Source organism: Allobosea sp. TAF32 (genome assembly GCF_052113585.1).
In the GTDB taxonomy this organism is placed as follows: Bacteria; Pseudomonadota; Alphaproteobacteria; order Rhizobiales; family Beijerinckiaceae; genus Allobosea.
On sequence record NZ_JBFRDM010000012.1, the window covers coordinates 119,149 to 144,844 of the forward strand.

Annotated in this window: 28 protein-coding genes; 10 read left to right on the forward strand and 18 right to left on the reverse strand. The window is 65.5% G+C overall.

Features of this window, described 5'->3' with window-relative positions:
* The first annotated feature begins 26 nt into the window (after positions 1-26).
* A complete protein-coding gene (locus tag AB4Z16_RS24690; protein WP_441513975.1) occupies positions 27-404 on the forward strand; it encodes a response regulator in 378 nt (125 codons plus the stop codon).
* Between the two features lie 3 nt (positions 405-407).
* Here the strand turns inward: AB4Z16_RS24690 and AB4Z16_RS24695 are convergent, their stop codons facing one another.
* Together AB4Z16_RS24695 and AB4Z16_RS24700 are read right to left on the reverse strand one after the other, a co-directional pair.
* On the reverse strand, positions 408-917 hold the full coding sequence (locus AB4Z16_RS24695) for a TspO/MBR family protein (protein ID WP_441513976.1): 510 nt from the start codon (positions 915-917) through the stop codon (positions 408-410).
* A gap of 140 nt (positions 918-1,057) precedes the next feature.
* Positions 1,058-1,567, reverse strand: a complete 510-nt coding sequence (locus AB4Z16_RS24700) for an Lrp/AsnC family transcriptional regulator (protein ID WP_441513977.1) — start codon at positions 1,565-1,567, stop codon at positions 1,058-1,060.
* 134 nt (positions 1,568-1,701) lie between these two features.
* Between AB4Z16_RS24700 and AB4Z16_RS24705 the strand changes: the two genes are divergently transcribed.
* Positions 1,702-2,856 (forward strand): trans-sulfuration enzyme family protein, encoded by a 1,155-nt coding sequence (locus tag AB4Z16_RS24705; RefSeq protein WP_441513978.1) that lies wholly within the window; start codon positions 1,702-1,704, stop codon positions 2,854-2,856.
* Between the two features lie 101 nt (positions 2,857-2,957).
* On the opposite strand, the gene AB4Z16_RS24710 is transcribed toward AB4Z16_RS24705, so the two are convergent.
* Positions 2,958-3,545, reverse strand: coding sequence for a glycoside hydrolase family 19 protein (locus AB4Z16_RS24710; protein ID WP_441513979.1), 588 nt, complete (start codon positions 3,543-3,545; stop codon positions 2,958-2,960).
* Between the two features lie 99 nt (positions 3,546-3,644).
* A complete protein-coding gene (locus tag AB4Z16_RS24715) occupies positions 3,645-4,166 on the reverse strand; it encodes a cysteine dioxygenase (protein ID WP_441513980.1) in 522 nt (173 codons plus the stop codon).
* Between the two features lie 176 nt (positions 4,167-4,342).
* On the opposite strand from AB4Z16_RS24715, the gene AB4Z16_RS24720 reads away from it, so the two are divergent.
* Positions 4,343-4,816, forward strand: a complete 474-nt coding sequence (locus AB4Z16_RS24720) for an Lrp/AsnC family transcriptional regulator (protein ID WP_441513981.1) — start codon at positions 4,343-4,345, stop codon at positions 4,814-4,816.
* Positions 4,817-4,890: 74 nt separating this feature from the next.
* On the opposite strand, the gene AB4Z16_RS24725 is transcribed toward AB4Z16_RS24720, so the two are convergent.
* The 6 genes from AB4Z16_RS24725 to AB4Z16_RS24750 form a co-directional block, all read right to left on the reverse strand.
* Complete coding sequence (locus AB4Z16_RS24725; protein ID WP_441513982.1) at positions 4,891-5,577, reverse strand: OmpW/AlkL family protein; 687 nt, start codon at positions 5,575-5,577, stop codon at positions 4,891-4,893.
* Positions 5,578-5,731: 154 nt separating this feature from the next.
* Entirely contained in the window at positions 5,732-7,357 is a 1,626-nt protein-coding gene (locus tag AB4Z16_RS24730) for a peptide chain release factor 3 (RefSeq protein WP_441513983.1), read from the reverse strand.
* 216 nt (positions 7,358-7,573) lie between these two features.
* Positions 7,574-8,350, reverse strand: coding sequence for an ABC transporter permease (locus AB4Z16_RS24735; RefSeq protein WP_441513984.1), 777 nt, complete (start codon positions 8,348-8,350; stop codon positions 7,574-7,576).
* The gene (locus AB4Z16_RS24740) at positions 8,347-9,288 is read right to left on the reverse strand and encodes an ABC transporter ATP-binding protein (protein ID WP_441514016.1); all 942 of its coding nucleotides are present in this window, start codon (positions 9,286-9,288) and stop codon (positions 8,347-8,349) included. Before AB4Z16_RS24740 ends, AB4Z16_RS24735 begins: the two co-directional genes overlap by 4 nt.
* A gap of 282 nt (positions 9,289-9,570) precedes the next feature.
* Positions 9,571-10,221 carry a hypothetical protein gene (locus AB4Z16_RS24745; protein WP_441513985.1) on the reverse strand — a complete coding sequence of 217 codons (651 nt, stop codon included), beginning with the start codon at positions 10,219-10,221 and terminating at the stop codon, positions 9,571-9,573.
* Positions 10,222-10,448: 227 nt separating this feature from the next.
* Positions 10,449-10,673 carry a DUF1127 domain-containing protein gene (locus tag AB4Z16_RS24750; RefSeq protein WP_441513986.1) on the reverse strand — a complete coding sequence of 75 codons (225 nt, stop codon included), beginning with the start codon at positions 10,671-10,673 and terminating at the stop codon, positions 10,449-10,451.
* 103 nt (positions 10,674-10,776) lie between these two features.
* On the opposite strand from AB4Z16_RS24750, the gene gcvA reads away from it, so the two are divergent.
* Positions 10,777-11,709, forward strand: a complete 933-nt coding sequence (gene gcvA, locus AB4Z16_RS24755) for a transcriptional regulator GcvA (RefSeq protein WP_441513987.1) — start codon at positions 10,777-10,779, stop codon at positions 11,707-11,709.
* A gap of 115 nt (positions 11,710-11,824) precedes the next feature.
* Here gcvA and AB4Z16_RS24760 read toward each other — a convergent pair whose 3' ends face one another.
* The 4 genes from AB4Z16_RS24760 to AB4Z16_RS24775 all read right to left on the reverse strand — a co-directional run bounded on the left by AB4Z16_RS24760 (position 11,825) and on the right by AB4Z16_RS24775 (position 14,567).
* Positions 11,825-12,121, reverse strand: coding sequence for a hypothetical protein (locus tag AB4Z16_RS24760; protein ID WP_441513988.1), 297 nt, complete (start codon positions 12,119-12,121; stop codon positions 11,825-11,827).
* A 148-nt stretch (positions 12,122-12,269) separates the two neighbouring features.
* Positions 12,270-12,893 carry a TlpA family protein disulfide reductase gene (locus AB4Z16_RS24765; protein WP_441513989.1) on the reverse strand — a complete coding sequence of 208 codons (624 nt, stop codon included), beginning with the start codon at positions 12,891-12,893 and terminating at the stop codon, positions 12,270-12,272.
* 136 nt (positions 12,894-13,029) lie between these two features.
* Positions 13,030-13,926, reverse strand: coding sequence for a tellurite resistance TerB family protein (locus AB4Z16_RS24770; RefSeq protein ID WP_441513990.1), 897 nt, complete (start codon positions 13,924-13,926; stop codon positions 13,030-13,032).
* Between the two features lie 101 nt (positions 13,927-14,027).
* Positions 14,028-14,567: an Lrp/AsnC family transcriptional regulator gene (locus tag AB4Z16_RS24775; RefSeq protein ID WP_441513991.1), complete on the reverse strand. Its 540-nt coding sequence runs from the start codon at positions 14,565-14,567 to the stop codon at positions 14,028-14,030.
* A gap of 56 nt (positions 14,568-14,623) precedes the next feature.
* On the opposite strand from AB4Z16_RS24775, the gene hppD reads away from it, so the two are divergent.
* A complete protein-coding gene (hppD, locus tag AB4Z16_RS24780; protein ID WP_441513992.1) occupies positions 14,624-15,760 on the forward strand; it encodes a 4-hydroxyphenylpyruvate dioxygenase in 1,137 nt (378 codons plus the stop codon).
* 43 nt (positions 15,761-15,803) lie between these two features.
* Here the strand turns inward: hppD and AB4Z16_RS24785 are convergent, their stop codons facing one another.
* The 3 genes from AB4Z16_RS24785 to AB4Z16_RS24795 form a co-directional block, all read right to left on the reverse strand.
* A complete protein-coding gene (locus tag AB4Z16_RS24785) occupies positions 15,804-16,607 on the reverse strand; it encodes an AprI/Inh family metalloprotease inhibitor (protein ID WP_441513993.1) in 804 nt (267 codons plus the stop codon).
* Positions 16,592-17,566 (reverse strand): 2-hydroxyacid dehydrogenase, encoded by a 975-nt coding sequence (locus AB4Z16_RS24790; protein WP_441513994.1) that lies wholly within the window; start codon positions 17,564-17,566, stop codon positions 16,592-16,594. Before AB4Z16_RS24790 ends, AB4Z16_RS24785 begins: the two co-directional genes overlap by 16 nt.
* Positions 17,567-17,712: 146 nt before the next feature.
* Positions 17,713-18,489 (reverse strand): FadR/GntR family transcriptional regulator, encoded by a 777-nt coding sequence (locus AB4Z16_RS24795; RefSeq protein ID WP_441513995.1) that lies wholly within the window; start codon positions 18,487-18,489, stop codon positions 17,713-17,715.
* A gap of 236 nt (positions 18,490-18,725) precedes the next feature.
* Here AB4Z16_RS24795 and AB4Z16_RS24800 point away from each other — a divergent pair, with 236 nt between their 5' ends.
* The 5 genes from AB4Z16_RS24800 to AB4Z16_RS24820 all read left to right on the forward strand — a co-directional run bounded on the left by AB4Z16_RS24800 (position 18,726) and on the right by AB4Z16_RS24820 (position 24,376).
* Entirely contained in the window at positions 18,726-19,778 is a 1,053-nt protein-coding gene (locus tag AB4Z16_RS24800; RefSeq protein WP_441513996.1) for an ABC transporter ATP-binding protein, read from the forward strand.
* A gap of 225 nt (positions 19,779-20,003) precedes the next feature.
* A complete protein-coding gene (locus tag AB4Z16_RS24805; RefSeq protein ID WP_441513997.1) occupies positions 20,004-21,308 on the forward strand; it encodes an ABC transporter substrate-binding protein in 1,305 nt (434 codons plus the stop codon).
* Positions 21,309-21,473: 165 nt separating this feature from the next.
* Positions 21,474-22,430 (forward strand): carbohydrate ABC transporter permease, encoded by a 957-nt coding sequence (locus AB4Z16_RS24810; protein ID WP_441513998.1) that lies wholly within the window; start codon positions 21,474-21,476, stop codon positions 22,428-22,430.
* Positions 22,423-23,325, forward strand: a complete 903-nt coding sequence (locus tag AB4Z16_RS24815; RefSeq protein ID WP_441513999.1) for a carbohydrate ABC transporter permease — start codon at positions 22,423-22,425, stop codon at positions 23,323-23,325. Before AB4Z16_RS24810 ends, AB4Z16_RS24815 begins: the two co-directional genes overlap by 8 nt.
* A gap of 154 nt (positions 23,326-23,479) precedes the next feature.
* Positions 23,480-24,376 (forward strand): NAD(P)-dependent oxidoreductase, encoded by an 897-nt coding sequence (locus AB4Z16_RS24820; protein WP_441514000.1) that lies wholly within the window; start codon positions 23,480-23,482, stop codon positions 24,374-24,376.
* 152 nt (positions 24,377-24,528) lie between these two features.
* On the opposite strand, the gene AB4Z16_RS24825 is transcribed toward AB4Z16_RS24820, so the two are convergent.
* Positions 24,529-25,665, reverse strand: coding sequence for a LacI family DNA-binding transcriptional regulator (locus AB4Z16_RS24825; protein ID WP_441514001.1), 1,137 nt, complete (start codon positions 25,663-25,665; stop codon positions 24,529-24,531).
* Positions 25,666-25,696: the final 31 nt, after the last annotated feature.

Genomic DNA, 25,696 nt, shown 5'->3' on the forward strand with positions numbered 1-25,696 from the left:
GCCGAAAAATGCTCTAGGGAACTACGATGTCACGTATTCTGGTCGTCGACGATGAGGAGCCGCTGCGCGTGCTGGTGGCGCGCGGCCTCAGCCTGGACGGCCATAGCTGCCTCACTGCTGCCGATGGCGCCGAGGCGCTCGACATCCTCCTTGCGGAGGAAGGGCGCTTCGACCTGCTGCTGACGGATATCCGCATGCCGCTGATGGACGGGATCGCGCTGGCGCTCGCCGCCAAGCAGCGCTTCCCGGAGCTGACGATCATGCTGATGACCGGCTATGCCGAGCAGCGCGAACAGGCGAAGAGCCTGGAGACGATCGTCGCGGAGGTGATGTCGAAGCCCTTCACCATCGCAGAGCTGCGTGCGACCGTGATGAAGGTGATCGAGCGCTCGATCGGCGGATAATCCTCAGCGGTTGAGCCACCAGATCGAGGCATTGAGCAGGGTCGCGAAGCCGACCCATGCGAAATAGGGCCAGAGCAGGTTGGCGGCGAGCCGGTCTAGCGGCCTGAAGGCGGCGATGGTCGCGAGGATCAGGACGAGCAGCGGCAGGATGACGATCAGCCCGGCAAGAGGGCTGTTGGCGCCGAAGAAGGCGAAGGACCAGCCGATATTGATGAGCAGCTGCAGGTGATAGACCAGCAGCGCGCGTCGCCGCCCGGGCGTTCCGACAGGAATGCGCAGGATGCGGAAGGCGGCCAGCCCCATCAGCGCATAGAGCGCGGTCCAGACCGGTGCGAAGATCCAGTTCGGCGGATTGAAGGGCGGCTTTGCGAGACCGGCATACCAGCCGGCAATCTGCGGAACCGTGGCCGCGCTGCCGAGCAGCGACGCCGCAACCACCGGCAGGATCGCGATGATCAGCGCCGCCCAGAGCGGGGAGCGGCGTTGTGAGGGGGACCCGGTAAGCGTGTTCATGTCCGGAAGATGAGGCCGGCGGCATCGGTCGGCAAGGCCGCCGGGCGGCCGCGGGCATGCATCCTGCCCCGCATGGCATGTCTTCCGGTCATGGAACTTTTCCGGAGGAGCCGAGACTGGCCCGCTTGCAAAATCGGGCGCTAGACAGGTCGCTCAGAGCGGGCCGGCGCGGTGGCGCGCTTCGGCCGGCCGGTTTGCGCCGGCCCGACCACTTCGCGCATGGCGACATAGGTATAGAATGACGAGACGTTCGGGTCGTCGTGGAAAACCTCGCGCGCGAAAGCAGCATAGGCTTCCATGCTCTCGACCTGAAGGTGGAGGACGAAATCGGCGCCTCCCGTCACATAGGAGGCGTGCCGAACTTCCGGGCGCGCGCGCAGCTTGCGTGCGAAGGCATCGGCGAGTTGAGAGCCCCTGTCGATCGACACCAGCACGTGAATCGTGACGGGAACGCCGAGCACGGCCGGGTTCACGATGGAGACGTCGGCCGCGATGACCTTCTCCGCCCGGAGCCGGCGCAGGCGGCGCAGCACCGCGCTCTGAGACAGCCCGACTCGCTCTGCCAGGACGCGGGCCGGCGTCTGGTTGTCGCGCTGCATCTCTTCGAGCAGTGCATGATCGAAATGATCGAGATCGGCGATTTTCAGCATCAAGAATTTCCTGGCGACGAAAATAGTCGCTCTGCGGTGAAAAACACCAACTTAAATTTTTGCCGATCGCTAGAGTGCTTCCGACCGATCATGCGAGATCGTGTCGATACAGCAGCATGACGGTTGGAGAGAACATGAGCAGGAAGAGCTGGAGCCCGCGGAGCCTCGCAGCGCAGGCGATGGGCAAGGTCGACCCGCTGACCAGAGCGGTGGTGCCGCCGATCCATGTCTCGACGACCTTCATCCGCGACGAGGACAACGGCTATTCCTCCGGCTTCATCTATGGCCGGCCCGACAACGAGACCGTGCATGAGGCGCAGGCCGTGCTCGGCATGCTGGAAGAGGCCAAGGCCGGCGCGCTGCTGTTCGGTTCGGGCATGGCGGCGGCGACCTCCGTCTTCCAGGCGCTCTCGCCCGGCGACCATGTCGTCGCTTCCAAGGTGATGTACTGGGCGCTGCGGGCCTGGCTGCTCAACGAAGCCACGCGCTGGGGTCTGAAGGTCGACTTCGTCGAGACCGACGATCTCGCTGCCCTCAAGGCCGCTGTAAAGCCCGGTGCGACCAAGCTCGTCTGGGTCGAGACGCCCTCCAACCCGCTCTGGACCATCACCGACATCGCGGCGGCGGCCGAAATCGCGCACAAGGCCGGCGCCCGGCTCGCGGTCGATTCGACCTGCGCCTCGCCCGTGCATACGCGGCCGCTGACGCTGGGCGCCGACATCGTGATGCATGCGGCGACCAAGGTTCTCAATGGCCATTCCGACGTCGTCGCCGGCGCGCTCTGTGCCAATGCCGACGATGAGTTCTGGAACCGGATCAAGACGGTGCGCAAGGGGCAGGGCGGCATCCTCGGCCCGTTCGAGGCCTATCTGCTGATGCGCGGGATGCGCACGCTCCATCTGCGGCAGGAGCGCCAGTCCGCCTCGGCGATGGAGCTGGCGCAGCGCCTCTCCGCGCATCCGCTGGTCGCGCGCGTGCTCTATCCGGGTCTGCCGCAGCACCCCGGGCACGACATCGCCGCGCGGCAGATGGAGAACGGCTTCGGTTACATGCTGTCGGTCCAGGTTACCGGCGGCGAGGCCGCGGCAGTCAAGGCTGCGGCCCATGTCGGGCTCTATAAGCGTGCGACTTCGCTCGGCGGCGTCGAGAGCCTGATCGAACACCGCGCCTCGATAGAGGGGGCCGGCTCGCCCTGTCCGACCGACCTGCTGCGCCTCTCGACCGGTATCGAGGACGTCGAGGACATCTATGCCGATCTCGATCAGGCGTTGAAGGCGGGACACGGCTGAGGTTGTTTGCCGTCATGCCCTGGCTTGATCCGACCATCTCATGACCAGAAGGGTGCTGGTTTCCGAGATGCTCGGGTCAAGCCCGAGCAAGACGGCTGGCTTCACACCCAAATCTCCTTCGCCTTCGCGAGATGGCGCGCCCGCTCGGCCAGGCCGTTGCGCCCGCCATTGATGAGCTTTGTCACGCGCTCGAGGTCGTCGGCATCGGCGGCCGCGCCGATGCCGCGCTCGCGCCAGTAGGCGAAGGCGATGGAGAGAGCGATCGCGGGTTCCTTCGCGCGCTCGGGCTCGTCTTCGAGATCGACGCCGAGAATCTGGCCGAGGCGGCGATAATTCGCCCGGCCGGTGAGCTGGAAAATGCCGCGGCCATGGTAGCGAATGCCATCGCCCGGCAAGGTGTTGCCAAGATCGCGCCGGCTTTCGTAGCGGGCGAAATAGGCGGGGCCGCCATATTCCTCGAGCGTGCGGAAACCGTCGGTCTCATGCGCGGCCTGTGCGAGAAAATGGCAGATGCGCAGCGCAGTCGTCACGCTATAGCCGGGCGCCAGCCCGTCGAAGCCGCCGGCAATGCCGACGAGGATCGCGGCGTTACCATTGGGCGCGAGCTGACGAAGCTTTGGTTCGGTGACGGCCGAGGGCGCTGGCGCCACGATCGCGGGAGACGCACCCGTCCAGCCAAAAATCGACATCTGCGCGGCTCCCCAGAGGATCGAGCCGGCCAGTATGCCGCCGCCGTCGGAACCGGGGACATGGTTGCTGCTTTGTCCCCGCAGCGTGGCGCGCGAATGTCAGCCGCTGACGGCGGTGTATTCGGTCTCGATCGACGAGGCGCGGACCTCGTGGTCGAAGCCGTAGATGTGGATCGAGATCGCTTCGCCCGGTCCGAAATTGCGCATGCGGTGGATATTCGGGCCCGAGGGCAGCATGCAGGCGACATAGCCCGGCCTGCGCTCCTGTTCCTCGGTGGGCACGGCGCGGGTGGCGTCGATGGCGCGATGCCACGTCTCGGTCACGGTGCCGGAGACGACGCCGAAGCAGCATGAGCAATGATGATCATGGATCGAGGTGGCCGAGCCTTCGCCCCAGACGATGGCCCAGACGCTGACATTCTCATTGCCCGCCAGCAGATTGCGGCTGTAGGCGCCCGTCTTGCGCTCCAGCGGCAGGCGCTGAACCAAATCGGGCATATCGACGAGCTCCCGCAGGACTTCGCGCGCCGCCGTGAGGTAGTCGCGCGACAGGGTGCCGGCATCGGTCCGCAGGCTCTGCAGCACGGCCCCGCGCCGCTCCTCGCTCAGAAATCCTTGCATGCCATTCCCCTTGCGATTGCCAGAAAATCATAAGGGAGGCGCGCAGGCATCAGTTTGCGGAGTTGGAGAATTTTCTTCCCTTATTGGAAGTTCGTACCCGGTGTGAGATCATATGTGGAAAATATTCCCCATTTCGGTCTTCTGGAAAGAAGCTGATTCCGAACCGCCGAGGTGTCATGGCCAAGCTCGATGCTTTCGATCTGCGCATTCTGGCGCGGCTCCAGGAGGATGCGAGCCTGCCGCTCGCAGAGCTTGCGGAGGCGGTCGGGCTGTCGTCGTCGCCTTGCTGGCGCCGGGTCCAGAAGCTGGAGGAGGGCGGCTACATCAAGCGCCGCGTCGCTTTGCTCGACCGGGACAAGCTCAAGGCGGGTGTCACCGTCTTCATCGCGATCAAGACGGCCCGTCATTCGATGGAGTGGCTCGAACGCTTCCACCAGGCCGTGCACGACCTGCCGGAAATCGTCGATTTCTACCGGATGAGCGGCGAGATCGACTATCTGCTCAAGGCCTATGTCGCCGACATCGCCGCCTATGACGCGCTCTACAAGAAGCTGATCTCGCGCATCGATCTCAGTGACGTGACCTCGATGTTCGCGATGGAGGAACTCAAATCCACCTCGGCGATCCCGCTGGGCTTTGCCGAGGTTTGAGTGCTGACAGCAAAAAGGGAGCGGCGAAGCGCTCCCTTCTCCCCGAGCCCGATCGACCGAGGCCGTACCGGGCCTCAGAAGCGGTAGGTGACGCCTGCGCCGATCAGCCGGGGATCGATCTTGACCTTGCCGGCAATGAGCCCGTTGTTCACCTTCACCTTGGGCTCCAGGAAGATCTTCTTGACGTCGAAGTTGATGCCCCAGTGCTGGTCGATCATGTAGTCGAAGCCGGCCTGGAGGGCGAAGCCGAATGAATCTTTCAGATCGAAATCAGTGAAGCCGCCCTTGGCCTTCTCGTCGAAGAAGACGGTGTAGTTCACGCCGACGCCGAGATAGGGCTTGAAGGCGCCGAGATCGGTGAAATGGTATTGCAGCATCAACGTCGGCGGCAGCAGCCAGGCCGAACCGATGCGCGCACCGGCAAGGCTGCCAGCGCCCTTCACATTATGCGGGGTGACGCCGAGGATGAGCTCGGCAGCGATGTTCTTCGTGAAGAAATAGGTGATGTCGAGCTCGGGCACGACCGAGTTGGAGATGTCGACCTTGCCGCCGACGATCGGGGCGCCACCGAGCCTCAGGCTTGCATCTTCCTGCGGCATGACGAACAGGGCGCGGCCGCGGATCATCCACGGGCTCCAGGCGGACAGAACTGGCACAAGAGGCGGCGCCTTGGTCGTGGGCAGATCGGCTGCATGGGCACCGGTCAGAGCGGTTGCGCCGAGCAGTACAGCGGCGAGAGAAAGTCGGATCGAGCGAGACATTTAGGCAGCAGCCCCCGGAGTCGAGAGCCCACGACGCAGGGTGCGCCGCCAGGCTCATGTCTCCATCAGCGCCGGATTCGCGCGATGCGAATTGATGCGGATCAACCCCAAGGGAGCGCGCAGAGGCCTGTCTCTTTCAGGCCACAGCGTTGAATCAGGCCTTCGTGACCTTCTGATAGTCCTTCACGTCCGAGAAGGTGATATCCGGCGCGCGCTCGGCATCGTATTTCAGCGTGAACTGGCTGGACGCCATGAAAACCGGGTCGCCGTCGAGATCATCGGCCATTGCGGAGGGCTTCAGGCCGACGAACTTCGCCAGCGCCGCCTTGTCGTCGGAGGAAACCCAGCGGGCGATCGAGAACTGGCAGGGCTCGAAATCGACGGGAAGCGAGTACTCGGCGTCCATGCGCTCCTTGAGCACGTCGAGCTGGAGGGCTCCGACGACGCCGACGATGGCCGGCGCTCCGTCATGCGGCAGGAAGAGCTGGACGACGCCTTCCTCTGCCATCTGCTGCAAGGCCTCGCGCAGCTTCTTGGCCTTCATCGCGTCCTTCAGCTTGACGCGGCGCAAGATTTCCGGGGCGAAGCTCGGCACGCCCTTGAAGACGATATCCTCGCCCTCGGTCAGCGTGTCGCCGATGCGCAGCGTGCCGTGGTTGGGCAGACCGACGATGTCGCCGGCGAAGGCCTCCTCGGCGATCGAGCGGTCGCGGGCGAAGAAGAATTGCGGCGCGTTGAGCGGCATCGGCTTGCCGGTGCGAACGAGCTTGGCCTTCATGCCGCGGGTGAGCTTGCCCGAGCAGACGCGCATGAAGGCGATGCGGTCGCGATGGTTCGGGTCCATGTTCGCCTGGATCTTGAAGACGAAGCCGGTCATCTTCGGCTCGTCTGCCTCGATCGGGCGCTTGTCGGCAAGCTGGGCGCGCGGGCTCGGGGCGTAGGCACCGAGCGCGTCGATCAGGTCGCGTACGCCGTAATCGCGCAAAGCCGCGCCGAAATAGAGCGGCGTCAGGTGACCTTCGCGGAAGGCCTGCAGATCGAAGGGCTTCAGGCCCTCGCTGGCGAGGAAGACCTCCTCGCGCCAGGGCTCGGCAGCGCCATGCGGCAGGAGCTCATCGAAGAGCGGATCGTCCCAGCCGGAGACTTGTCTGTCCTCGGCACTCTCGTCGCCCTTCTGGTTGCGGCGGAAGGTGTTGGCCTTGAGATCGTAGGTGCCGGCGAACTCGCGGCCCCGGCCTACGGGCCAGGTCATCGGCGCGACGTCGAGCGCCAGCGTGGTCTCGATCTCGTTGATCAGGTCGAAGGGATCGCGCGTCTCGCGGTCGACCTTGTTGATGAAGGTCACGATCGGGATGTCGCGCAGACGGCAGACCTCGAACAGCTTCTTGGTGCGGTCCTCGATGCCCTTGGCGGCGTCGATCACCATCACGGCGGAGTCGACGGCGGTCAGCGTCCGGTAGGTGTCCTCGGAGAAGTCCTCGTGCCCGGGCGTGTCGAGCAGGTTGAAGACGTGGCCGCCATATTCGAAGGTCATCACCGAGGTCACCACCGAGATGCCGCGCTGGCGCTCGATCTTCATCCAGTCCGAGGAGGTCTGGCGACGGCCCTGCTTGGCGCGCACTTCGCCGGCGAGCTGAATGGCGCCGCCGAAATAGAGCAGCTTCTCGGTCAGCGTGGTCTTGCCCGCGTCCGGGTGCGAGATGATCGCGAAGGTGCGCCGGCGCGCATGCGGCGCGCCACTGGCCGCAGCCGGAGCCTCAAATGTCGAAAGATCGGTCATGGCGCGCATGAAGACGGAAGGGGGACGGAAGTCAATCGGTTGGCGCTGCCTGCTCGTCATTCCGGGCCTTGGCGTCAGCGAAGAACCCGGAACGCACGGCCGGGTGGGCGGCCGTGGTTTTGGATCGATATGTCCGGCAGAGGAGAACCCTGATGTCTCACCCGGTCGTGGGTTCCGGGTTCGGCCCTTCGGGCCGCCCCGGAATGACAGGCCGGTTCAATTCTTCAGCCGGTAGCCCGTCTTGAAGATCCAGCCGACCACGGCGATGCAGGCTGTGAGGAACATCAGCGTCATGCCGAGGCTCACACCGAGGCTGACATCGGCGAGTCCGAAGAAGCTCCAGCGGAAGCCGCTGATCAGATAAACGACCGGATTGAACAGCGTCACCGTCTGCCAGAAGTGCGGGAGCATGCTGATCGAGTAGAAGGAGCCGCCGAGGAAGGCCAGCGGCGTCACGATCAGCAGCGGGATGACCTGCAGCTTCTCGAAGCCATCCGCCCAGATGCCGATGATGAAGCCGAACAGGCTGAAGGTGGTCGCGGTCAGCACCAGGAAGAGCAGCATCATGAAGGGATGTTCGATCCTGAGCGGCACGAAAAAGGTGGCCGTCAGCAGGATGATCAGGCCGAGCAGGATCGATTTCGACGCGGCGGCGCCGACATAGGCGATCACCGCCTCCCACCAGGCGACCGGCGCGGAGAGCAGTTCGTAGATCGTGCCGGTGAATTTCGGGAAATAGATCGCGAAGGAGGCGTTGGCGATGCTCTGCGTCAAGAGCGAAAGCATGATCAGGCCGGGCACGATGAAGGCGCCATAGGGCACGCCGTCGATCGACTGCATGCGCGAGCCGATCGCCCCGCCGAAGACGATGAAATAGAGCGAGGTCGAGAGCACGGGCGAGACGATGCTCTGCAGCGGCGTACGCCAGGTACGGGCCATCTCGAAGCGATAGATCGCGGCGATGGCGCGCGGGTTGAAGCTCGCGGCGCTCATGCCCGCTCCCTCACCAGATTGACGAAGATTTCTTCCAGCGAGCTCTGGCTCGTGCTGAGGTCGCGGAAGCGAATGCCGGCTTCCGACAGGCCCTGGAGCAGCGTGGTGATGCCGGTACGCTCGGCATGCGTGTCGTAGGTGTAGACGATCTCGTCGCCGGCGGCGGAGAGCGTGAGATCGAAATCCGCGAGCGCAACCGGAACGGCACTGATCGGCTGCTGGAGCTGCAGGGTGAGCTGCTTCTTGCCGAGCTTGCGCATCAGCTCGGCCTTCTCCTCGACCAGGATGATCTCGCCCTTGGAGATGACGCCGACGCGGTCGGCCATCTCCTCGGCTTCCTCGATGTAGTGCGTGGTCAGGATGATGGTGACGCCCTCTTCCCTGAGCCGGCGAACCATCTGCCACATATCCTGCCTGAGCTCGACATCGACGCCGGCCGTCGGCTCGTCGAGGAAGAGGATGCGCGGTTCGTGTGAGAGCGCCTTGGCGATCATCACGCGCCGCTTCATGCCGCCGGAAAGGCGGCGGATCTGCGTGTCCTTCTTGTCCCAGAGCGAGAGGTCCTTGAGGATTCGCTCGATCAGGGCCGGATCCCTGGGCTTGCCGAAGAGGCCGCGGCTGAAGTTGACCGTAGCCCAGACCGTCTCGAAGGCATCGGTCGTCAGTTCCTGCGGGACGAGGCCGATGGCGGCGCGGGCGGCGCGATAGTCGCGCTGGATGTCATGGCCATCGGCGAGGACCGTGCCGGTGCTGGGGCGCACCAACCCGCAGATGATGCTGATCAGGGTCGTCTTGCCCGCGCCATTGGGGCCGAGCAGGGCGAAGATCTCACCGCGCCGGATGGCGAGGTCGACGGTCTTCAGCGCGGTGAAGCCGGTGGCATAGGTCTTCGAGAGACCCGAAACCGAGATGATCGGCGGTGTCGATGGCGAATGCATGGACGGCATATAGGCGAGATTGCTCGGGGTTGCGACGGGAGCGGCATGATGGGGAAGCATGATTGTCCGTCAGCTTGTGGCGGTAACCTGCCCAAACGCAACGAGGCCGGGCATGCGCCCGGCCTCGCTCATTAAGGAGGCTTCGACCTATTTCATGAAAAACCACAACAGGATGATGATGGGGATCGGAACGCCCACAAGCCACAGGAGGATCGAACGCATTTTGCAGCCCCTCATTGAAATGATGATGCTGCGGCAACGCCTGCGGAGGGAGGAAGGTTCCTATTCGCCCGCAAGCGGGCAGGAAGCCAGGGCCGCGGCGCTCGGGTGCCAGACCGGGCTATAGCCTTCCCTTAGGGCCGCCAGCGTGGCGGGTGGCGTGAGGACCGTTGCAGGCCCCCGCGGGCGAGGTCGAGGCGAAAGGTAGCCCGCCGGCGACCAGAGCAAAGCGGTGTCTCCGCGCAGCGCCAGAAACGCTCCTTCGCTTTCGGAGCGCAGCATCGCGCCGTCCGGCAGCTCTTCCGCCGGAAGCCGGTGCATCCGCTTGACCCGGCCGATCCGGCGATCGGCATCGAGGATGCGGTCGATCTCCGGGAAGAGCGGCGTCTCTGTCAGCCCGAGCCCCTTCGCCAACGCATCGCGATAGGCGAGGGCATCGCGGCGGCGGCACTCCATGCAGGGGCGGTGGCCGGCGGCGAGGGCCGTCACCTCGTCGCAGAAGAAGAGCTCGGTGTAGCCGCGGCCCCAGACCTTCCGGCGCCGCTCCTTGAATGAGAGAACGCAGCACAGCCAATGCTGCGTCGCCTGGATGCGCGTGGGCACCTCGCGCCGGTCGGGATCGTGGAAGCGGCCGCCGCGATTGCCGAAGAACAGCCCACGCGCCGGATCGGCGAAGAGCGTGCCGTCAGGCCTGACGCGATTGGGCAGGGGCATGGCCGATCTCCGTTGCGAGCGTGCGGGCATGCTTAAGCCTCGGCGCGTCAGATCGCGTCAGCGACATCGATCGTAACAGCTTTCCCTCAATCCGCCGAAGGAGACAGAGCCTCCGCGAAGGGCTGAGCGGCGACCCGGCGCAGGAAAGAAAAGGGACCGGCGGTCTTGTCGACCTCCAGTCCCACTGGATTTCGTCCTGGTCCGCCTGCGTTCGCTCCGGCTGCCCCTCACGCGGCCCCAACTGTCCGGCTGGCATCCGCATTGACGCGCTCGACGTCGCTGCGCGACAGGCCGAGATCGGAGAGGGCCCGGTCGTCCATGGCATAGAGCGTGCGAGCGCTGCTCCTGGCATCGAGCCAGGCCTCGACCTGCAACAACAGCGCCAGGGCGCGGCTGCTCGGCCTGCGGGGAGCGGAGAAGGAAAGTCCTGCTATGGCTGGGCTGGCGAACATGGCGCGCCTCACGAGTGATCTGGTTGCCCGCAAATCTGCGCCTTGCCCGGGAAGCAAGCAAATGCGAAGTTCTTCGCCTTGCCCAAGCTGGACTTGGCCGGACATGAGCCGCCGACACCTTCCGCCACTGGCTTCCCTGCGCGCCTTCGAAGCTGCCGCCCGGCATCGCAACTTCGAGAAGGCAGGAGACGAGCTCGCGGTCACGGCCAGCGCCGTCGGCCAGCATGTGCGGTCGCTCGAGACCTGGCTGCGGCGCCCGCTCTTCACCCGGCTGCCGAGCAAGGGTGTCGCCTTGACCGAGGTCGGCGAACGCTATGCGGCGACGATTTCGCAGGTGCTCGACCAACTGAACGAAGCCACGGCCAGAGCCCTGAGGCCGGAAGCACCGAATGCGCTCACGGTCAGCACCCTGCCGAGTTTCGCCCTGAACTGGCTGATCCCAAGGCTCGGCTCGCTGAAGGAGCGCGAACCCAATCTGGAGGTGCGGGTCGAGATCTCGGTGGGGCTGACGGATTTCGCCCGCGAGGATGTCGATGTCGCCATCCGCCTCGGCCGCGGCGGCTATCCGGGGCTGCAGACGGATCTCCTGATGGAGGAGAATTTCTTTCCGGTCTGCAGCGCCGCGCTTCTCGGCGATCCCGAGCGGCCGCTGCGCGAGCCCGCGGATCTGTGTTATCATACCTTGCTGCACGAGATTCCGGAGGGCATCCCCGATTTCGTGACATGGCCGCTTTGGCTTGCGGCCGTCGGCGCGACGGAGGTCGATGCGACCCGGGGCCCACGCTTCTCGCACACCTTCCTGGCCTTGCAGGCCGCCGCGTCAGGGCAGGGGGTGGCGCTCGCGACCAATGTCCTGATCGGGGATTATCTCGATGCCGGCCGCCTGGTCCGGCCGTTCCCGCATCAGGTCAAGGGGCCACACCAATACTATCTGGTCTGCCCGGAGACCTCGGCGCAGCGGCCGGCGATCGCTGCTTTCCGCAGGTGGATCCGCGACGAAGCCGCGGCCCATGTGGCGCTCAGCACCGGGCCGTGAACATGGGCGCCGTAGCAGCGTCACGGACGGCGCCTGATGCCGGTCAAGCGGAAGCAAAAAAGCCCCTCGGTGAGGGGCTTCAGTCTGGTCTCGAGAACTCAGGGGTGGCGCAGCCTCAGTAGTAGCCGCAGACGCGGCGGTAGCCGATGACGTTGCCCCAGCGGTCGAAACGCTCGACCAGATCACAGGAGCGGACGGGAGCGGCATAGTAGCCGTGGCCATAAGCCGGGCGAGTAGCGGAGGCGATGATGGCGCCCGCGGCGAGCGCGCCAACCACACCGGCCCCGACGCCCCAGCCACCGTAGCCATAACCCCAGCGCGGGCGCGCCTCGGCGCCGGAGGCGATGAAGAAGGTGGTGGCCAGGGTCGCGGCCGCGAGGGTGGCGGTCAGCGTCTTGCGGAACGTCGTCATGCTCGTCTCTCCCGACTGGTGCGAGAGCGAACTGCTCGCCCTCCATGCCGATTGGTCGCGGGACTGAGCAGGGAGGTTCAATGGCGGCGGCGATTATTTTATCGGGTCCGATCCGCGCGAACGCGCAGGCGCCGGTCCCGTCGGCAAATCAGCCTGCCGCTCTTGCGTAGAAGCGCAGCAATTTCAGCCCCTCAGGGCTGTCCCAGTCCGCTTCACCGACGAGATAGCCGACGCTGCGCGCTTCATGATCGAGCACGTAGGTCATCGGCATGCCGTAGAGGGCGAATGGCGTTGGCTGGGTCGATTTCGGTCCGGAAGCCACCGTGCCGGCGGCATCGATGAAGGTCGAGAGGTCGGCAAGCCCAAGGCGCTTGAGATAGGCGGTGACGGTCGCTGCCGATTTGTCCAACGATACCGGGAGGACGACGAAGGGCTCATGCGCCGCTCTTGCCTGCAGGCGCCGCAGGATCGGCAACTCGCGCCGGCAAGGCGGGCACCAGCTCGCCCAGAAATTCAGGAGAATGGCTTTGCCGCGATAAGCCGAGAGAGGCTTGCTCTTGCCGGCGAGGTCGGTGAGCGCGAGGGAGCCGGCGTCCTCCGGCGGATCGAGCTGCACGAATTGCGAGGCGGGGCCGGCAAAGAGCGGGGGCTGCGCAAGAGCGGGCACGGAGGCCATCGGCGAGAGCAGCGTCAGGGCGAGGGCTTGGCGGCGCGTCGGCGAGGGGGCGGCGTCCGGCTTCGGGGCCGGTCCGCCGTTCTTGGTATCAGACATGGCCCCGCACCTAGCAGCAGGGGACGCGGAAGTGGAGCTGCCGCGGCCTCCAGCTCGCGAGGCTGTGATGCCATCAGCCGACTTGCGCGATGGGCGCGAAAGCCGGCTGTGGTGCCTGTGGTCTGCTTTGCCCGGTTCAGACCTTGGCGGCGCTGGCGGCAGCGTCGATATTAGCGACGAGCTCGGCGTCCAGCCCCAGCGAGCCGGCGAGGCCGGCCAGAAAGTCCTTCTCGGGCGCAGTGTCCGGATTGATGGCGACACGCGCAGCCGTATAGATCTGCGCGGCCAATTCCGGGCTTTCGGCGGCTTCGACGAGCTCGTCGATCGTGGCAGGCTTGGCGAGTTCCTGCGCCAGCCAGGCATGCGTGTCCTGATCGAGGCTGGCTTCCTTGAGGCCGCCGAGAATCGCATCGCGTTCTTCGGTGTCGATATGGCCATCAGCCGCCGCTGCCGCGATCATGGCGCGGACGAGGACGAGGGCGGTCGCTTCGCTCGCCGCCTGCGGCTCGAAGCCGGTTCCGGCGGGGGCGGGCAGCAACTCCTGCTCGCGGGTGTCGAGCACGGGCTTGCCGGCCTGATAGTTCTGGTAGGCTTTGTAGGCGAGACCGCCGATCAGGGCGAGGCCGCCGAGCTTGGCTGCCGAGCCGGCGACGGAGCGGCCGGCGGAGGTGCCGAAGACGAGCGCACCGAGACCGCCGAGCACGGCCGTTGCGAGGGCAGGGTTGCTGTTGAACAGGCCCTTCGCCTGCTCGATGAGCTGGTCGGGTGTCTTGCCGCCGGTGATCCGGCCGAGCGCATCATTCGCGCCCTGCTGCACGCCGGTCTGGCGCGCGGCGTCACCGACGCCCTGGCTTGCCTGGGTCAGGATCTGCCCGGCGAGCCCGCCGAGCCCGCCCGAGCGCTGCACCTGCTCCGCGAGGCCGCCGAGCATGCCGCCGAGACCGCCCTGCTGGCCCGCCTGCTGTCCTGCCTGTGCGCCTGCCTGGCTGCCCGCGCTGATCAGGGCATCAAGCAGCGATTTGGCATTGAACATCGAAGTCCTCCTGTCGTGGCCGCAGGGGAATGCCGTGCGGTCGGGATCGATCAGCCGCATGAAAGCGGCGTGACGAAGGCGCAGTTTGCACAAGCGCCGCGCTATGTCATCGGCAGCGGCAAGAGCCCCGGTTCCTTCAGCGTTTCGAGCGCGATCTCCGAGCGGACACGCGCCACGCTCTCATGCGGCATAAGGATTTCATTGACGAGACGGGCGAGCGCCTTGAGGTCGCCGACCGCCACTTTCAGCAGGTAATCGGCCTCGCCGGTGAGGGCATGCGCTTCGAGGATCGCCGGGGTGAGCCTGACGAGATCGCGGAAGCGGCGCGCATTGTCGCGCGAATGGGTGTCGAGCGCGACATGGATGAAGACGATGACGCCGAGCCCGACGGCTGTCGGTTCCAGCGCGGCGCGGTAGCCGCGGATCACCCCGTCCTGCTCGAGGCGCTGGCGGCGGCGCGAAATCTGACTGGCGGACAGGCCGATCTGTTCCGCGAGCGTGGCATTGGTCAGGGAAGCGTCCCGCTGCAGGGCATCGAGAAGCCGCCAGTCGAGGGTGTCGAGCGTGGTCATGTCATGCGCCATTTCGCCGATCAGCGCATGGATGATGTATCTTTTACTCGGCGGCGTACAGATTTGCACGCCCCTTGCCTCCCTTCTGCGTGACCATGTGCTCACAACAGAACAGGAGGAATGCCATGGGTCCCTTTCCGCACGATGCGGCTCCGCCGGAAATTTCCGATGCGAATCCGATGGGCACGGACGGCTTCGAATTCGTCGAGTTTGCCCATCCCGAGCCTGAGAAGCTCGGCGCCCTGTTCGAGACGATGGGCTTCCGCCCGGTCGCCTGCCATCGCTCGAAGCAGGTGACACTCTATCGTCAGGGCGACGTCAATTTCGTCGTCAATGCCGAGCCCGATTCCTTCGCCCAGGCCTTCGCCGCCGAGCACGGCCCCTGCGCCTGCGCAATGGCCTTCCGGGTGGTCGATGCTAAGCATACCTTCGAGCGGGCCGTCTCGCTCGGCGCAGAGCCCTATGAGAGCGCGATCGGGCCGGGCGAACTCGCGATCCCCGCCGTGCGCGGCATTGGCGGATCGCTCCTTTATTTCGTCGATCGCTACGGCGAGAAGGGTTCGATCTGGGATATCGATTTCGAGTGGATTGGAGAACAGGACCCGCATCCCGAGCAGGCCGGTCTCTATTATCTCGATCATCTCACCCATAACGTCCATCGCGGGCGCATGGATCATTGGGCCGGCTGGTATGGCAAGCTGTTCAATTTCCGCGAGATTCGCTTCTTCAACATCGAGGGCAAGCTGACCGGCCTGATCTCGCGGGCGCTGACCTCGCCCTGCGGCAAGATCCGCATTCCGATCAACGAGTCGCTCGACGACAAGAGCCAGATCGAGGAGTACCTGCGCCAGTACAACGGCGAAGGCATCCAGCATGTCGCGATGGGCGCGCGCGACATCTACGCCAGCGTCGAGCAATTGCGCCGCAACGGCCTGCCTTTCATGCCGTCGCCGCCGGACACTTACTACGAGAAGGTCAATGCGCGCGTGCCGAACCATGGCGAGCCGGTCGAGCGGCTGAAGGCCGACGGCATTCTGATCGACGGCGAAGGAGCTGTCGCGCTTGGCGAGAAAGCCGGCCGGATGAGCAAGGTGTTGCTGCAGATCTTCTCGGGCACCGTGCTCGGGCCGATCTTCTTCGAGTTCATCCAGCGCAAGGGCGATGACGGCTTCGGGGAGGGCAATTTCCGCGCCCTGTTCGAGTCGATCGAAGAGGATCAGATTCGCCGCGGCGTGCTCAAGCCCGCGGACGCGGCAGCTTAGCCTGTCTGCCTGTGCGGCGCGAGCTTTCGCCGCGCGGCATGTCTCATGGGGCAAGCTTGCGCATCAGGAGGGGCGCGCCGACTGGGGGGTCCTTGCGCCACTGGCCATTCTCGAAAATCAGATCGGTGCCGTGGCCGCGGCGGGCGACGAGCGTGAGCCTGCCGCCGGCATAGCGCCAGCCGGCGGGGTCGAAGATCGTGAGTCCCGTATCCTGGCAGGCGCCCTCCAGCGCAGCGGGGGCCTGTCCGCCGGCCGATGGCGGCGACAAGACGAGCCGACAAGCCTCCCGGTTCTGCTGGCGCATCAGGACGTAGCGCCCCGGCAATGTTTCTATCGCAGGGGCTTTCGCGGGATCGACGATGGTCGGCCGCTGGGCCGCTGAAGCGAGGGCGGAGGGGGAATTGGCGGGCGCGGCGGCTGCTACGCGCGGATGGTCCTTGGAGAGCAGCCGATAGGCCTTGCCGTCGCTGCCCTTCCCGTCGAGTCCTGCTTCGGGGGAGCCCTTCTGGAAACCGACGAGTTCCTTGCCGCCGGCGTCGAGCAGCTGTGGCTGGCCGTTCGCCGCCAATGCCCATCCCCTTGCATCGTCTAGAATCGGCAGAGCGCGCCGGCAGGTGGCCGGGAAGCGCAGCTGGCGCGCGTTGCCGGAGGCGTCCGCACCGAGCGTGATCGTGCAGCTACGGGTCGCGCCGGCCAGTTCAAGGTCCCAGGCCCCGAGCCAGCGGCGGATCGCGTCCGGGGCTTTGCTGGCGCCGCGCGGAAGCGGCGCCGTCTGGGCGGCGGCCGGCAGGGCGCCGGCGCCAAGGAGGAATAGCGGCAGAAGCCGGCGAATCAGGCCTTTTTCCATGGGGTCTCCGGCACAGGCGTCAGCGGACCCTTGCCATCGAACCATGAAACGAGATTGTCGACCAGAAGCTGGCCCATGGCCTCACGGGTATGAACCGAGGCCGAGCCGACATGGGGCAGCAGCACGGCATGCTCGATCGCGATCAGCTCGGCCGGCACGCGGGGCTCGTCCTCGAAGACGTCGAGGCCGGCGGAGAGGATGGTCTTGTCCTGCAGCGCCTTGATCAGGGCCTGCTCGTCGATGACGGTCCCGCGGCCGACATTGACGACGATGCCGTTGGGACCCAGCGCCTTCAGTACCTCGGCATTGATGATGTGATGCGTCGAGGTGCCCCCCGGCGCGACCGAGATCAGCGTGTCGACGTCAGCTGCCATCTCCACGAGCGAAGGATAGTAGCGATAGGGTACATCCTCCTGGCGCGAGCGGCCGTGATAGACGACCGGCAGGCCGAAGGCCTCGAGTCGATGCGCCACGGCCTTGCCGATACGGCCGAGGCCGACGATGCCGACCTTGCGTCCGCGCAGCGACGTCGTGAGCGGATAGTTGCCCTTCAGCCATTTGCCCTCGCGCAGATAGCGATCGACCTGCGGGAGCTGTCGCACGGTCGAGAGCAGGAGGCCGAGCGCGAGATCGGCAACCTCGTCGGTCAGCACGTCGGGCGTGTTGGTGACGACAATGCCGCGGCGGCCGGCCTCGGCTGCGTCGACATGGTCGTAGCCGACGCCGAAGCTCGAGGCGATCTCGAGCTTGGGAAGCGCATCGAACAGCGCGCCATCGACGCGGTTATGGCCGCCGCCGGCCGCGACGCCGCGTACGCGGCCGGAAACCTCGCGGAGCAGAGCGGCGCGATCAGACGCATTCCACAGCTCATGGACGGTGAAGCGGGTCTTCAACTGATCGGCAGCGTAGGCCATCAGCGGGCCCGTCTGGATGATTTCGGGCTTGGAGGAGACTGTCATCGTCACATTGTCCGTAGGGCTGGAAGGAATGTTGATTCGCCGCTTCTGAATCGATTAAAACGAGACTACGCTGCTCGACACTGCATTGTAGCGACGCCTTTGCATGAGCGGTACCCGATGACGCCTCGCGCCGGAGCGCGAGGCGCTTATTTAGTATGCTTTATTCGCATGATTTTTCCCGTCTCGGTAGCGCAATGCGTGCCCAGCGAGGCGAGAGTCGTGTTCAGGCTATCGATCACGAGCCCGGCCATCCGGGCGGAGGCGAGGTCGCCGTCGCGGTCGATGATGGCGAGCAGGACATGTTCGTGGTCGGGGAGCGACTCGATATAGGCTTGCTCGTCGCCCGTCTTGAGCAGCATCGACCATTGCAGCGTCGCGATGACGGCGCTGGCGAGGCATTGCAGCGGGGCATTCTGTGCGGCTGCAAAGATCGCTTCGTGGAAGGCCAGGTCGGCGCGGATGGTCGCCTCGGCATAGGGCCGGCCGTCGACCATGCCGCGATAGGCGGCCTCGATCCGGGCGATGTCGGCGGAGGTCCGGCGCTGGGCGGCGAGGCGGGCCGCGCTGGGCTCGACGAAGCGGCGCAACTCGAAGAGATCGCGAATGAAACGCTCGTTCGGGTCCGCTTCGAAATGCCAGGAGAGGACATCGGGGTCGAGCAGATTCCAGCGCTCGCGCGGCGCGGCGCGGGTGCCGCTCTTCGGGCGCGCCTCGACCAGCCCCTTGGCGGTCAGGATCTTGACCGCCTCGCGATAGGCGGTGCGGGAAACCGAGATGTCCGAGCGCAGGTCATCCTCGTTGGGCAGGACCTCGCCAGCCTTGATGCGGCCGGTGATGACAGCGACCGCGAGCTTCTGCGCGACCTGGCCGAAGAGCCGGTCCGGATTAAGCGTCGTCGGACGCGAGAAGTCGCGCACGCGCATGTCAGGGCCTCCCTTTGCAGTCTCGCCGCAGCCTCGCTTCCGAGGCACGGCGCCGACCATGGCGGCGCTTGACACGCCCGCTTCTATCGTATGACTTTATCGCAGACTGGAGCGGACACAATCGCCCGAAGCAGGCGAGGTCCGCTTTCATCATTCGGTCATCAGAAGCCGATTGTGGTCGTGACGCCTGGACGACGGGCTGTGCGACGAGGGAACGGAAAGCAGGGAAGGACGGCATGGCTTCAGTCCAGATCGCCGATGTACGCAAGGCCTACGGGTCGACGCAGGTCATCCACGGCGTCGACATCGACATCAACGACGGCGAATTCGTCATCCTTGTCGGCCCCTCGGGCTGCGGAAAGTCGACGCTGCTGCGCATGATCGCGGGACTCGAGAATATTTCGGGCGGCGAAATCCGGATCGGACCGCGCGTGGTGAACGACGTGCCCCCGAAGGAGCGCGACATCGCCATGGTGTTCCAGAACTATGCGCTCTATCCGCATATGACGGTCGCCGACAACATGGCCTTCTCGATGAAGCTCCGGAAGGCGCCGAAGAGCGAGATCGACGAGCGCGTCAACAAGGCTGCCCAGATCCTTGGCCTGAACAAGTTGCTGGACCGTTATCCGCGCCAGCTCTCGGGCGGTCAGCGGCAGCGCGTCGCCATGGGCCGCGCCATCGTCCGCGATCCGCAGGTCTTCCTGTTCGACGAGCCGCTCTCGAACCTCGACGCCAAGCTTCGCGTCCAGATGCGCACCGAGATCAAGGAACTGCACCAGCGCCTCAAGACCACGACGGTCTACGTCACGCACGACCAGATCGAGGCCATGACCATGGCCGACAAGATCGTGGTGATGCATGACGGCATCGTCGAGCAGATGGGCGCGCCGCTCGATCTCTACGACAATCCGGCGAACCTGTTCGTCGCGGCTTTCATCGGCTCGCCGTCGATGAATCTGCTCAAGGGCAAGATCACGGGCAATGGCTTCGAGACCGAAGGCGGCGTCGTCTGGCCGATCGGCCAGCATCCGGCGAATTCCGACGGGCGAGCGGCTGTGCTGGGCATCCGCCCGGAGCACTTCCAGCTCGACCCGAATGGCCTGAAGGCCGAGGTCGCGGTTGTCGAACCGATGGGGTCGGAGACGCAGGTCGTCGTCCGCTGCGGCGGGCAGGATCTGACCTGCATCTTCCGTGAGCGCATCACAGCCAAGCCGGGCGAGACCATCGGCATTACGCCCGATACCAGCGTGACGCATCTCTTCGACGCTGCGACCGGCAAGCGCCTCTAGAGTGCGCGCCATTCGGGCCGCGCAACGGCCCGGGCGGACCACGCGTCCTCTGGCACGCGTTCAGAGCCGGCGCCGGGCAGGCTGACGCGCTCAGGCCGGTGCCGCCTCTCAGAAATTCGCCGCCCATTGGATCGGGCGGTGGATAATGGCTGTTCAGTGCCCATAATCGATGCAGGACGGAGGTCCCATGTAGGCCTCCGCCGCACCCACGGAGGAGACGGTTTCATGAGCATTTCCAGAAGAGACGTATTGATCGGCGGCGCCGGGCTTGCAGCCGGGGCAACGCTGCCGCTCGCGCCGGCGATCGCGCAAGCCAATATCGAGCAGGGTGCGACGCTGCGCGTGCTGCGCCCGACGAAGTTCGTCGATCCCGACCAGGCGATCTTCAACGAGAATACCGAGGCCTTCACCAAGGCGACGGGCGTGCCGGTCCGCGTCGACTATGCCGGCTGGGAGGATTTGCGCCCGCAGACGGCGGTGACCGCCAATACCGGCGCCGGCCCCGACGTCGTGGTCGGCTGGGCCGACGACCCGCACATCTTCTCGGACAAGCTGATCGACCTCACCGGCATCGCCGAGGATCTCGGCAAGAAATATGGCGGCTGGTACCCGATCGCCGAGAAATACGGCAAGAAGGACAAGACCAACCAGTGGATCTCGATCCCGATGGGTGCTTCCGGCGCGCCGGCGGTCTATCGTGAATCCTGGGTCAAGGAAGCGGGCTTCGACACCTTCCCGAAGGATCTCGACGGCTTCCTCAACCTCTGCCGCAAGCTCAAGGCGAACGGCCATCCCGCCGGCTTCGCGCTCGGCAACGCGGTGGGTGACGGCAACGCCTTCTGCAACTGGCTCGTCTGGACCCATGGCGGCTACATGGTCGACGAGAACAACAAGGTCGCGATCAATTCGAAGGAGACGATCGCGGCGCTGAAATACGCCAAGGCGCTCTACGAGACCTTCATCCCCGGCACGCTCTCCTGGCTCGACATCAGCAACAACAAGGCGCTGACGGCAGGCGAGATCGGCGTCACCCAGAACGGCGTCTCGCTCTATTTCTCGATCAAGAACTCGAAGGACGAGAAGACCGCCGCGATCGCCAAGGATCTGAACCACGCGACCATGCCGGTCGGCCCGTTCGGGCGCCCGTCTGAGCCGGCGCTGGTGATCAACGCCATGGCGTTCAAGCACACCAAGTTCCCGAACGCGGCCAAGGAATATCTCCGCTTCATGATGGAGAAGGAGCAGTACGACAAGTGGCTGACCGGCTGTTACGGCTACTGGACGCAGCCGCTGAAAGCGTATGCCGAGAGCAAGGTCTGGTCGGCCGATCCCAAGATCCTGGTCTATCGCGACACCTGGGAACGGGCGCTGTGGAGCGGGTACAAGGGCTCGATCAACGAGGCCGCCGGCACGGTCAACGCCGAATATGTCGTCGTCCAGATGGTCGCCTCCGTCTGCGCCGGCCAGGCGACGCCTGAGGAAGCCGCCGCGGAAGCCGAGCGCCGCGCCAAGCGCTACTACCGGAGCTGATCCGGCCCGCTCAAGGCCGCCGGCTCGTCCGGCGGCCGACGGGATCGTCGCGCGTCCGATCGGCGACAGCGACGGCCTCTTGAGTTCTTATCGCATCGGATGTTTCCGAAGGGTGGATTCCCCTTTTCGGTCCGATGCAAGTGCCGACCCGAACGCGAGGGCGCCATGGCCATAGCTGCCGCCGAATCGCGAACCGTCCACAGCCTGCAGCAAAACTGGCTGGTGCGTCTGTTCGACTACAAACCGTTCCTGATCTTCCTCTGCCTGCTGCCGGCGGCCGGGTTCCTGCTCGTCTTCCTGAGCTACCCGCTGGGGCTGGGCATCTGGCTCGCCTTCACCGATACGCGCATCGGCCGCGCCGGCCATTTCATCGGCTTCGAGAATTTCCAATCGCTCTGGTACGACCGGGTGTTCATCACCGCGGTCTGGAACACGCTGCTCTATACGGGGGTGGCGACGATCGGGAAATTCGCGCTCGGCCTGTGGCTGGCGTTGCTGCTCAACAACCATCTGCCGATGAAGTCGCTGCTGCGCGCGATCATCCTGATTCCGTGGATCGTGCCGACGGTGCTCTCGGCCATCGCCTTCTGGTGGATCTACGATCCGCAGTTCTCGATCATCTCCTATGTGCTGGTCGACGTGCTCGGCTGGCGCGACACCTATATCGACTTCCTCGGCCAGCCCTGGCCGGCGCGGTTCTCGCTGATCGCCGCGAATATCTGGCGCGGCATCCCCTTCGTCGCGATCTCGCTTCTCGCCGGCCTGCAGACCATTTCGCCGGCGCTGTACGAGGCGGCGATGCTCGACGGCGCCAATGCCTGGCAGCGCTTCCGGCACGTGACCTTCCCGATGCTGATGCCGATCCTGGCGATCGTGCTTACCTTCTCGGTGCTGTTCACCTTCACCGATTTCCAGCTCGTCTACGCCATCACCCGCGGCGGGCCGGTCAACGCCACGCATCTGATGGCGACGCTCGCCTTCCAGCGCGGCATCCCCGGCGGCCAGCTAGGCGAGGGCGCGGCGATCGCGGTGGCGATGATCCCGTTCCTCGTGATGGCGACGCTGTTCAGCTATTTCGGCCTTGCCCGGCGCAAGTGGCAGCAGGGGGAAGATAATGACTGATCAGGCCCTCGGCGCGCGTCCGCAGCTCACGGACAAGGAGCGTGAAGGCGTCATCGACTGGTCGTCCGGCCCGCGGCGCTTCATCATGCTCTATTTGCCGCTGTCGCTCTTCCTGCTGGTGCTGCTGTTCCCGTTCTACTGGATGGCGATCACCGCGATCAAACCGAACGCGGAGCTGCTCGACTACAAGAACAACAACCCGTTCTGGGTGAAGTCGCCGACGCTCGAGAACATCAACAGGTTGCTGTTCCAGACCGATTATCCGCAGTGGCTCTGGACCACGATGATGGTCGCGGCGGTGGCGACGGCGCTCTCGCTGTTCTCCAGCGTGCTTGCCGCCTATGCGATCCAGCGGCTGCGGTTCAGGGGTTCGCAATATGTGGGCTTGGCGATCTATCTCGCCTATCTCGTGCCGCCCTCGATCCTGTTCATCCCGCTCGCGACGCTGATCTTCCAGTTCGGCCTGTTCGACTCGCCCCTGGCGCTGATCCTGACCTATCCGACCTTCCTGATTCCGTTCTGCACCTGGCTCCTGATCGGCTATTTCAAGTCGATCCCCTACGAGCTTGAGGAATGCGCGATGATCGACGGGGCGACGCGGTTGCAGACCTTGTGGCGCATCACCTTGCCGCTCGCCATGCCCGGCCTGATCTCGGCCGGCATCTTCGCCTTCACCCTGTCCTGGAACGAGTTCATCTATGCGCTCGCCTTCATCCAGTCGGCGGAGAAGAAGACGGTGCCGGTCGCGGTTTTGACTCAGCTCGTCGAGGGCGACGTCTACCATTGGGGCTCGCTGATGGCCGGTGCGCTGCTCGGCTCGATTCCCGTGGCGATCCTCTATTCCTTCTTCGTCGACTACTACGTTGCGTCGATGACCGGTGCGGTGAAGGAATAGGCTCTGTAGAATCAGGATCGGGTCACGCCCTGGCTGGCCGTCATGGTCGGGCTTGTCCCGACTATCCACGTCGTTCTTCGGCGAGGCCGGTGTTCAAGACGTGGATGCTCGCCACAAGGGCGAGCATGACGGTGGAGCCCACCAGAGGATTGTCATGACGATTTCCAGCATCGCCTTCATCGGGCTCGGCGCGATGGGCGCACCGATGGCCGAGAACCTGGTCAAGCGGCAGTTCCGCGTGGCCGGGTTCGACATGCGGGACGCGGCCCGGGAGGCGCTTGCCGCGGCTGGGGGGCAGGCCGCGGAGAGTGCAGCCGACGCAGCCGAAGGTGCCGATGCGCTCGTGCTCATGGTGGTCAATGCCGCTCAGGCGCGTGCCGTGCTGTTCGAGGCCGGGGCGCTCGCGGCGCTGGCGCCGGATGCGACGGTGATCCTGATGGCGACCTGCCCGCCGGGCGAGGCCGAGGCGATCGCGGCGGAGGTCACGAAGACCGGCCGGCACTTCATCGATGCACCGGTCTCCGGCGGCGTCAAAGGCGCGCAGGGCGGGACGCTGACGATCATGGTCGGCGCGGCGCCCGAAAGCTTCGCGCGGGCCAAGCCGGTGCTCGATGCGCTCGGCGACAAGGTCTTCCATGTCGGCGAGAAGCCGGGGCAGGGCGCGACGGTGAAGACCGTCAATCAGTTGCTCTGCGGCGTGCATATCGCGGTTGCGGCCGAGGCGCTCTCGCTAGCCGAGAAGGCCGGCATCGACGGGCGGCTGCTGTTCGAGATCATGGGCGGGTCGGCAGCCTCGTCCTGGATGCTCAGGGATCGCGGGCCGCGCATGCATGAGCCCGACCCGGCCGTCGCCAGCGCCGTCGATATCTTCGTCAAGGATCTCGGCATCGTGCTGGATGCCGGGCGTGCGGCCAAGACGGCGCTGCCGCTCGCTGCCGCCGCGCATCAGATGTTCCTCGCGGCGTCCGGCCTCGGCCATGGCGGGCGCGACGATTCGCAGGTGGTCAGAGCTTATCGCGCGCTCAACGCCAAACCTGCCAACGATGCCTGAACGGTGTTGATCCGGTGGTCGAAGACTTCAGCCCTCATCCTGAGGAGCCGCGCAGCGGCGTCTCGAAGGATGCTCCGGGAGGCTCTGGAGACATCTCGCCCAACGCACTTCTGCGAAGCGCTCCTCGGAGTGAGGGCCAGAGGGGGGAGGACCTAGCGCGGCGGGCAGGTCGTACCGCGAACGATCAGCGCCGGGGTCAGCAGCAGGCGCTGCGTCGGCGCGGCGGGATCGGCGATGCGGTTCAGCAGGAACTCCGCCGATTTGGCGCCCATGTCGTTCTGGAAGTTGAAGACGGTTGTGAGAGCGGGGAACCACTGCGCCGCCTCCTTCACATCGTCGCAGCCGACGATCGAGAAATCCCTGCCAGCTTCGAGCCCGCGATGTCGCAGGCCGAGCATGGCGCCGAAGGCGGCGAGGTCGTTCATGCAGACCGCCGCGGTCGGCGGGTTAGCGGCGTCGAGCACCTTGAGGATGCCCTGATGGCCGGTTTCGCGGGTGCCGAAGTCGAAATGGACCAGCGCCGGATCAAGCGGCAGGCCGGCACGGGCCAATGCCTCGCGATAGCCGGCATAGCGGTTGCGCCCGGTCGAGATGCTCTCATTCGCGCAGAGGAAGGCGATGCGGCGGTGGCCGAGGCCGATGAGATGTTCCATCGCCAGGGTGGTGCCGTGCCGGTCGTCGGAGCCGACGAAATCGAGATCGATGCCGGCAACTTCGCGCGAGAGCTGCACGATCGGGACGCCGGCATCGATCAGCGGCGCCAGACTCTCGGCCGTGCTGCCGCCGGCCGAGCAGAGAATCATGCCGTCGGGGCGGTATTCGGCGAGGCTGCCGAGCACGCGCGCCTGTTTCTCGATATCTTCCGCATAGGTGCCGAGCAGGATCGAGCGGCCATGGCGGCCTGCCGTTTCCTCGATCGCGGCCAGCAGTTCGGCGAAATAAGGGTTGGTGATGTCGTGAAAGACGACGCCGATGATGTTGGTCCGGTCGGTGCGCAGCGAGGCGGCGCTGCGGTTGTAGCTGTAGCCCATCGAGCGGGCGATCTCGCGTACGCGTTCGCGCGTTGCCTCGGCGACAAGCGGCGAGCCGCGCAGGGCCAGCGAGACCGTCGCGGTCGAGACCGAGAGGTGGTCGGCGATGCTCTGCAGGGTGACACGGCTGCGACCGGCCATACCCGCCGGGTTGGGGCTTCTGGTCCGGCTGGTTTCGGGCGGGCCGTCGGCAGTCATGTCTCGTCCACTGTGAGTGCTGACCTCGCGATAGCCGGCGAGTCGGGCCGTTTTCTTCACGTTCCGTTTCATCTCAACCATATCAGCGGGA

What these genes read in the sequence shown, in the direction of transcription:
- AB4Z16_RS24690 (WP_441513975.1), top strand. Translation starts at nt 27, where the DNA reads ATGTCACGTATTCTGGTCGTCGACGATGAGGAGCCGCTGCGCGTGCTG.
- AB4Z16_RS24695 (WP_441513976.1), bottom strand. Translation starts at nt 917, where the DNA reads ATGAACACGCTTACCGGGTCCCCCTCACAACGCCGCTCCCCGCTCTGG.
- AB4Z16_RS24700 (WP_441513977.1), bottom strand. Translation starts at nt 1,567, where the DNA reads ATGCTGAAAATCGCCGATCTCGATCATTTCGATCATGCACTGCTCGAA.
- AB4Z16_RS24705 (WP_441513978.1), top strand. Translation starts at nt 1,702, where the DNA reads ATGAGCAGGAAGAGCTGGAGCCCGCGGAGCCTCGCAGCGCAGGCGATG.
- AB4Z16_RS24710 (WP_441513979.1), bottom strand. Translation starts at nt 3,545, where the DNA reads ATGTCGATTTTTGGCTGGACGGGTGCGTCTCCCGCGATCGTGGCGCCA.
- AB4Z16_RS24715 (WP_441513980.1), bottom strand. Translation starts at nt 4,166, where the DNA reads ATGCAAGGATTTCTGAGCGAGGAGCGGCGCGGGGCCGTGCTGCAGAGC.
- AB4Z16_RS24720 (WP_441513981.1), top strand. Translation starts at nt 4,343, where the DNA reads ATGGCCAAGCTCGATGCTTTCGATCTGCGCATTCTGGCGCGGCTCCAG.
- AB4Z16_RS24725 (WP_441513982.1), bottom strand. Translation starts at nt 5,577, where the DNA reads ATGTCTCGCTCGATCCGACTTTCTCTCGCCGCTGTACTGCTCGGCGCA.
- AB4Z16_RS24730 (WP_441513983.1), bottom strand. Translation starts at nt 7,357, where the DNA reads ATGACCGATCTTTCGACATTTGAGGCTCCGGCTGCGGCCAGTGGCGCG.
- AB4Z16_RS24735 (WP_441513984.1), bottom strand. Translation starts at nt 8,350, where the DNA reads ATGAGCGCCGCGAGCTTCAACCCGCGCGCCATCGCCGCGATCTATCGC.
- AB4Z16_RS24740 (WP_441514016.1), bottom strand. Translation starts at nt 9,288, where the DNA reads ATGCATTCGCCATCGACACCGCCGATCATCTCGGTTTCGGGTCTCTCG.
- AB4Z16_RS24745 (WP_441513985.1), bottom strand. Translation starts at nt 10,221, where the DNA reads ATGCCCCTGCCCAATCGCGTCAGGCCTGACGGCACGCTCTTCGCCGAT.
- AB4Z16_RS24750 (WP_441513986.1), bottom strand. Translation starts at nt 10,673, where the DNA reads ATGTTCGCCAGCCCAGCCATAGCAGGACTTTCCTTCTCCGCTCCCCGC.
- gcvA (WP_441513987.1), top strand. Translation starts at nt 10,777, where the DNA reads ATGAGCCGCCGACACCTTCCGCCACTGGCTTCCCTGCGCGCCTTCGAA.
- AB4Z16_RS24760 (WP_441513988.1), bottom strand. Translation starts at nt 12,121, where the DNA reads ATGACGACGTTCCGCAAGACGCTGACCGCCACCCTCGCGGCCGCGACC.
- AB4Z16_RS24765 (WP_441513989.1), bottom strand. Translation starts at nt 12,893, where the DNA reads ATGTCTGATACCAAGAACGGCGGACCGGCCCCGAAGCCGGACGCCGCC.
- AB4Z16_RS24770 (WP_441513990.1), bottom strand. Translation starts at nt 13,926, where the DNA reads ATGTTCAATGCCAAATCGCTGCTTGATGCCCTGATCAGCGCGGGCAGC.
- hppD (WP_441513992.1), top strand. Translation starts at nt 14,624, where the DNA reads ATGGGTCCCTTTCCGCACGATGCGGCTCCGCCGGAAATTTCCGATGCG.
- AB4Z16_RS24785 (WP_441513993.1), bottom strand. Translation starts at nt 16,607, where the DNA reads ATGGAAAAAGGCCTGATTCGCCGGCTTCTGCCGCTATTCCTCCTTGGC.
- AB4Z16_RS24790 (WP_441513994.1), bottom strand. Translation starts at nt 17,566, where the DNA reads ATGACAGTCTCCTCCAAGCCCGAAATCATCCAGACGGGCCCGCTGATG.
- AB4Z16_RS24795 (WP_441513995.1), bottom strand. Translation starts at nt 18,489, where the DNA reads ATGCGCGTGCGCGACTTCTCGCGTCCGACGACGCTTAATCCGGACCGG.
- AB4Z16_RS24800 (WP_441513996.1), top strand. Translation starts at nt 18,726, where the DNA reads ATGGCTTCAGTCCAGATCGCCGATGTACGCAAGGCCTACGGGTCGACG.
- AB4Z16_RS24805 (WP_441513997.1), top strand. Translation starts at nt 20,004, where the DNA reads ATGAGCATTTCCAGAAGAGACGTATTGATCGGCGGCGCCGGGCTTGCA.
- AB4Z16_RS24810 (WP_441513998.1), top strand. Translation starts at nt 21,474, where the DNA reads ATGGCCATAGCTGCCGCCGAATCGCGAACCGTCCACAGCCTGCAGCAA.
- AB4Z16_RS24815 (WP_441513999.1), top strand. Translation starts at nt 22,423, where the DNA reads ATGACTGATCAGGCCCTCGGCGCGCGTCCGCAGCTCACGGACAAGGAG.
- AB4Z16_RS24820 (WP_441514000.1), top strand. Translation starts at nt 23,480, where the DNA reads ATGACGATTTCCAGCATCGCCTTCATCGGGCTCGGCGCGATGGGCGCA.